Origin of the sequence: uncultured Legionella sp. (assembly GCF_937871865.1) — a bacterium.
Lineage (GTDB): Bacteria > Pseudomonadota > Gammaproteobacteria > Legionellales > Legionellaceae > Legionella.
In genome coordinates this window covers 1-4777 of sequence record NZ_CALMPD010000139.1, presented here as the reverse complement: position 1 = coordinate 4777, position 4777 = coordinate 1, and the positions used below count along the sequence as shown (strand labels likewise).

The window sequence follows — 4777 nt, the reverse complement described above, 5'->3', positions numbered from 1 at the left end:
GATTATCTGCACTTAGGCAAGAGGATTTAAAATTTAAGACACCTAATAAAAAGAGCTATCAGACTAAAAAAGAAATAGAAGCCCAAAATATTCTTAATCTTTTTGAACGGTTAGTTATTTTAGAAAAGAGAAAATTTAAACTTTCATAGCAAGTATGAAGTAGGTGATAAATGAGGTAACTCATACCATTTATTCTCAGGGCGTTATTTTAAGTTTAAAGATTAACAAATCTAATTGCTCAACATTTTATCTGAAAATGGAGCGATAAATTCTTTGGCTACTTTGTTCAAAAATTATACAAACATTTAATAATCCCTTAATAAAAATATGATACAATCTCGTGCAAATTAATATATGAGCCATTATTACGAGGAAAGGTGTATGTCTAAAGAACTAGTAAAATTTAAGAAAAGCTATGAAGATTTTGTTAAATACAATACAGAATTATTAGTAGAGCTATCAAAATCCCACACTAATTTAGTTCTTCAAATTAGTAGTGGCTCTTGTAACTTTTCAGGGTCTCCTTGGGTTGCTTTAGATAATAAAACCTTAGCGGAATTTAAAGCTTTGGCAATATATGACAAAATTGGAAAAAAATTAATTCCTATAATGTATCCAGGCGTAAATGTTGAACCAGGAAAACTTACAGTTATTCCCATTGAAAAACTCTTATCTCCTCGTAAATTAAATCCTCAGCAACTTTCAGAAGCTTTAGATTCTATTAAAGAAATTGCAGAAGAAGCTCTTCAGGAAACTGTTAATAACAGAACGGGAGCTGAAATTATATTGAACTTCTTAAAATCGTGTGTGAATTTTTTGATTACTATTGTAACTTTTGGGCAAAAACAGAACTTTTTTAAATCAAGCACATTTCAATTGGAAAAAATTAACCAAGTACAGCAAGATTTTCATAATATTTTCGATACATTAAGTGAAGAAGACAGGATAGTTGAATTAGATAGACCAAGTGTTAATCTTGGAAATTGCGTATTCCGGAGGACTTGATCACTGATTCCGGTAGGCATTTGATCACTGATTCCGGAGTATTTGATCACTTCAACACCTCACGCTGTGGATTATCTTTTAAAGTGGTTTAGTCTGTAAAGATTTTTTTGTTTTTCGCATGGACTCACCATTGAGCTCTATTCTGATTGAGTTATGAACGAGTCTATCAAGGACAGCGTCTGCAAGTGTTGCATCCCCGAGGTGTTCATGCCATAGAGCTACAGCGAGTTGACTGGTAATGATGGTTGAGCGTTTCTGATACCTGTCTTCAAGTATTTCCAGTAAGTCTCTTCTTTGTTCCTCATCCGGTGCTACCAGACCCCAGTCATCCAGGACGAGTACATCGACTTTTGCGATGGATGCCAGCCAGTTAGGATAGCTTCCATTGGCCTTGGCAATCTTCAGCTCATTCCATAAGCGTGGGAGACGGTAATATCGAGAAGAGAATCCTGTAATACAAGCTTTATGTGCTAATGCGCAGGCGATGTATGTTTTTCCGCAGCCGGTTGGACCGGTAATCAGCAGATTAAGCTGTTGTGATACCCACTGGCAGCGAAACAGTTCCAGCATGGCTGATTTATTCAGACCACGAGGGTGCTTAAAGTCGATATCTTCCATGCAGGCATTGAGTTGTAGTCTGGCTTGTTTTAGCCTTCGTTCCATTTTTCGGTTATCACGTAACAGATATTCACGTTCAACCAATAAACCAAGCCGTTCTTCAAAATCCAGTTCATTAACGGGTCTTTTGAGTTGCTCTGTAAACGCATCAGCCATGCCGGTTAGTTTTAAGGAACGAAGTTTATCAAGTGTTGGATTGTTTAACATGGTTGTTTCTCCTATTGGTAGTAATTAGAACCACGAAGGTTGTTGTGATGAGTAATGACAGGTGTAGTCGTTTTGGATGATGTCCTGACCAAGTCCATATTGTTTTTCAACAGACGCTCTACCTGTTGATAGCGTGTCATTCCTGCTTCCAGAGCAATAGCGCATGCGCTCTCCAGTCGGTCGGCACCAAAACGCTGGGCAAGCCTCATCAATCCCAGACAGGAACGAAAAGCTTGCTCTGGAAATGCCCGAGCGGCAATCATGTATTCGATATAGCGGGCGGTATCGTCTCCCATTTTTAATGCCCATCGATGGATTCGCTCAGGTGTCCACTCGGCATGTGCCTTATGGTTGCTTGGCATATGTTCTGCCAAAGTGGTGTGTGTAAAGCGTTTTTTTGAGCGGGTATGCAGGGCGATGCGCTTTCCCTCATGGAAGCATTCCACCATCGAACCACTGGCACGAACTTCTATGGTCTTGTGAATGTATTGATAGGGAACACTGTAATAATGTTCATCAAAAACAAAGTGATAATCGATATTCACTTTGGCTCTTTTCCATTCCGCATAGTGATATGGCTCAGAGGGCAAAGGGTGAAGCGCTGGTTTGTCCAGAGCCTCGAACAACTCAAGGCGGGAAGTATTCATTTTCTGAAAGGACTGTTGATTAAAGGCAGCAAGCTTTGGCGCAATGGCTTTTTTAATCTCAGCAATACTGGTAAAGGTATGATGCCGCAACGGGGCAAGGATCTGGCGCTCAACACATCCAACAGCATTCTCAACTTTGGCTTTATCCTGAGGCCTGGCGGCTCGAGCCGGGACAATAGCGAATCCGTAGTGCTCACTGACATGCTGATAGTTTGCGTTAATATCAGGGTCGTAACGGTGCGACTTGCTCACACCGGATTTCAAGTTATCGGGCACTACAATTTTGGTGACACCGCCGAAGGTGTTCCACATTCGAATATGGGAGCTAATCCAGTGTTCCAGTGATTGACTTTCTGTGATGTCAACAAAGGTAAATTGCGATGCACCAAGACTGGCTACAAAAACTTGTGCTTCATGAATCTCTCCTGTAGACGGCTCTATCCATGGAACAGTCATACCCGCATAATCAACAAAAACCTTTTCTCCAGCTTTATGAACCTGTCGCATGACGGGGCTAATTTGCTTGATATAACGCTTATAACGGTCACAAAACTGGCTATAACCCACACCATCTGGATGACATTCCCTGTATTCTCGCCACAGTAACATTAACGTCATCCCTTTTTTCCGCAGCTCAGCATGGATGCACTCCCAGTCCGGCAGAACACGCTGAGTTGAACTGGCCTTTGATGGTAAAAATAAGCGCTCGTACAGTTCCTGCTCGCCAAGAGACAGCGCCTCAGCCAAGGTTAATCCCGCTACACGTGCACGATATAGGTAGTTGGATACAGTTCCTGAACTAATATTGAGGCTTCGCCCAATGTCTCGGTTACTGTGTCCTTGTTCATGCTGTCGAAATACTTCTTGAATTTTTCGCATACTTAATGGTCTCACGATAATCTCGCCTTGGGTTACAAGACGAATAGTGTATAAAAATTGTCTTATCGTGAGTGTTGGTGGTGATCAAATACGACCGGAATCTCTGATCAAATGTTCCGGAATCAGTGATCAAGTAACGCCGGAATCTCTGATCAAGTGTTTCCGGAATCTGCGATCAAATGCGGCCGGAATCGGTGATCATTTCGCTCCGGAATACACAGAAATGGAATGGCAACAATTTAACTAACTCAGAGAGCCTGCTAAGACTATGCTTTGGAGTATTCTCAGGCGATGAGTTACTTTTTAAAGACTAGGGTCTTTTGACATTTCGCTAGTCCGCGTCAAAATGGGTCGATTTTCAAGCATCAGAGCACAGAAAATTGACCCATTTTGGCCGGAGTAGTAGAAACAACCTCTAATAGATTAAGCTGCTTCTAACTCTATATGAACTCGTTGCCCAATAGCTGCTGCAATATTAACTAATGCGTCCAGAGAAAAGCGAGAAATGCGACCACGTAGTAAATCGTTCATTCGAGGTTGCGTAATGGCACAACGAGTTGCAGCTTCAGACTGAGTCCATCCTTTGGATTGAATAATTTCTACTATTTTACGCATTAACTCGCACTTAGTCTGCATATTAGCTGCTTCGCCTAGGGTGTCAGCAATAGCATCCCAGACGCTTGCATAAGGTCCGCTGATATTCATCTTATAAACTCCTCATTAATTCGGCAAAACGTGCTTTGGCTAATTCAATGTCGCGCTTTAAAGTTGCTTGCGTTTTTTTCTGGAACGCATGAAGCACATAGACTGCATCGTTTATACGGGCTGTATAAATAACTCTATAAGTGCCTGAGTCATCCCAAATACGAATTTCTTCAACTCCTTTGCCAATTGATGGCATGGCTTTAAAGTCGTCTGGTTGCTCTCCGCGTTGTATTTTGTCCAATTGATACCCTGCATCTTGCCTGGCATCTTTATTAAAGGCACGCAATCGTTTTACCGAATCACCTAAAAAATATAATGACTTCATCTATATTATATCCGTTTTGATATAAATTGCAAATAAACATTATTTATTGATTCGCATCTTTTCGCAACTATTCAAATCGGTTACCATATTAAGGTTGGGTAAGAATTTGGGTAAGATTCGAGTCCTTATTATTTACATTATTAAAAATCAATAGGTTACATATAGGTTCGATTCCGGCCCTGGGCACCAATTAAAGGCTCTTTCCCATTTAAGGGGGCAGCTTTAATCATCCGCAGAGCACCTTAACACGGACTCTATAATTTTCAAAATTCCTAAACCCATAAGCCCTTCGTTGTATTAGCTTCATCTTACGATGGAAGCCTTCCGTTATTCCATTTGATTTAGTAAATCGCCACATTCTAGCTACTTCCTCTTCCCATGTAGTTAGGGT

General features: G+C 40.9%; 6 protein-coding genes. 1 reads left to right on the top strand and 5 read right to left on the bottom strand.

Annotation, left to right across the window (positions count from 1 at the left end; genetic code table 11):
* Positions 1-381 precede the first annotated feature (381 nt).
* Positions 382-1005 carry a hypothetical protein gene (locus tag Q0495_RS07340; protein WP_298624533.1) on the top strand — a complete coding sequence of 208 codons (624 nt, stop codon included), beginning with the start codon at positions 382-384 and terminating at the stop codon, positions 1003-1005.
* 78 nt (positions 1006-1083) lie between these two features.
* Here the strand turns inward: Q0495_RS07340 and istB are convergent, their stop codons facing one another.
* The 5 genes from istB to Q0495_RS07315 form a co-directional block, all read right to left on the bottom strand.
* Positions 1084-1830, bottom strand: coding sequence for an IS21-like element helper ATPase IstB (gene istB / locus Q0495_RS07335; protein WP_298624531.1), 747 nt, complete (start codon positions 1828-1830; stop codon positions 1084-1086).
* 11 nt (positions 1831-1841) lie between these two features.
* On the bottom strand, positions 1842-3371 hold the full coding sequence (gene istA, locus Q0495_RS07330) for an IS21 family transposase (RefSeq protein WP_298624529.1): 1530 nt from the start codon (positions 3369-3371) through the stop codon (positions 1842-1844).
* Between the two features lie 408 nt (positions 3372-3779).
* Positions 3780-4061, bottom strand: a complete 282-nt coding sequence (locus Q0495_RS07325; RefSeq protein WP_298624527.1) for a helix-turn-helix domain-containing protein — start codon at positions 4059-4061, stop codon at positions 3780-3782.
* A gap of 1 nt (position 4062) precedes the next feature.
* On the bottom strand, positions 4063-4386 hold the full coding sequence (locus Q0495_RS07320) for a type II toxin-antitoxin system RelE/ParE family toxin (protein ID WP_298624526.1): 324 nt from the start codon (positions 4384-4386) through the stop codon (positions 4063-4065).
* A gap of 226 nt (positions 4387-4612) precedes the next feature.
* The coding region (locus Q0495_RS07315) for a transposase (protein WP_298624535.1) at positions 4613-4777 on the bottom strand (165 nt) is incomplete at its 5' end.